Source organism: Psychrobacter sp. T6-1, from assembly GCF_052258445.1.
The window spans coordinates 1-1,688 of record NZ_JBQQFC010000410.1 but is presented as its reverse complement, the minus strand read 5'-3'; the positions used below and the strand labels follow the sequence as shown (position 1 = coordinate 1,688).

Here is a 1,688-nt window from a genome sequence, read left to right as displayed (position 1 = left end):
ACGTATGCTCATGCTCGCATCATATATGCCAGATTCAGTCGCACTATCAAAGACTGTATTAAAGTAATTGGCATTACCCGTAAAAGTAGAGGATATATCTTGGCTGGTGGTGCTGCTTGCTGTAATGCCGCCATTGTCGTTAAAGACAATGCCTGAAAAGATAAAACTGCGCCTATTAGTAATGGTACAAGTCCAATTGTCCCCATAAGTAAGTTTTAGGCTATTTGGATTTAGCGTTGTCACTGTTGTACCATCTGATCGTCTACAAGTATAAGTAGCATTATAATTTGACAGGTTTGTGGTGCCTGAGGCAATCTCGGTCAAAGTATATGTCTTGGTAGGATCAACTTTAAAAGTCCCTGTTGTCCCTGTGCCAGTAGTAACAGTATTACCTTCTCCTGCTGACGTAGTAGTGATAATACTACTGGTGACTGAAGTATTGTTTGCGTTGTCTATTATCTGAACCCTAAATTCATCTGTATCAGCGTTACGAGAGTCAGACAACGCTTTTGTGTAGATCAATCGTGGCTGCGGCTGATAGCAGTAACCATCAAATCTGATGTCAACAAGCTGATCGCCTGGATCGTTAAACAGTATGCCATCACCGTCATCATCACTTTGGTCATAATAATTTAGATCAGTATTATTGCCATAGGTAATATCCACCTTGACGACAGGCTGATTGAACGCTAATGAGATTTTACAATTATCATCCAAACCGCCACAACTGACACTACTAGTTAAATTTGTTTGCCGATAAGGGGCTGAACTAGTCATCCCAGCGCCCTTAGACTGTAAGACTGGACTGATGGTCGTCCCTGTACTAGTTACGCCTGTAACCGTTGCTTGGTCGAAAAACTCAAAATATCTATTACCAGCGCCATCTCTACCTGCATAGTTTGTGTCTATGTCGTAAATACTAATACCAACATTGGTGAGCGCCTGAGGCTGATTAGAAAACTTATTATTGAAAGTATATGAAACAGATCGTGTGCTTGTTTTATTTGCAAAATCCTGAAAGAACTGAAAAACTTGAATGCCACCAGTGGTTGACGATTGATATATATTGGTGCCTCCAGTGTCTAAGGTGCCACTAGTAGTTAGTGTATTAGACGCTATCAAATAACTTTCATTTTGGATACCAATGATACTTTGATTGCTTTGAGGAGAGGGCGGTGAGACTACTGGCGCTAGATTGGTGTAATCTGAAGTTGCAAATTCATCAGAAACAAAGTTAGCAGGACAGGTAACAGCCGCTAAAGTTGAGCTTGCGCATAAGAGTAGTATAGTTGTACTAGCTATTTTTTTCATTCGACAAAAGTCCTTTTTAAGTGTCATACGTACGCTTTCGCGCATCATAAGTCCCCAAAATCAATTCAAATTTGTAAACGGTTTTCTTACTCATCATAGAATAAAAAATTTGCTTTTGACACCTCTTGATCAAAAATTTATTAGCCTATCTATAATAAGAATGTGATCTACTTAAAGGTTCTGAATTTATTAGCAACTAAAATTTAGCCTTATTCCTCATAGACTAAGCGTAAAGTTATCAATATTCATATAATTACTATTCATTATTTTTTTACTAAATACTTGTTAGTTTGTCATTTTTTTAAAGCCATAAACAATTTGTTGTGATGCGCTTATAATAGGTAGATATAGTCTCCTAACTATTGACCGCTTTTTAT

At 37.9% G+C, this 1,688-nt stretch carries 1 protein-coding gene; it reads right to left on the bottom strand.

Features of this window, described 5'->3' with window-relative positions:
- On the bottom strand, positions 1 to 1,311 hold a 1,311-nt coding region (locus ACTXGO_RS13330), incomplete at its 3' end, for a hypothetical protein (protein ID WP_443574860.1).
- Between the last annotated feature and the right edge of the window lie 377 nt (positions 1,312 to 1,688).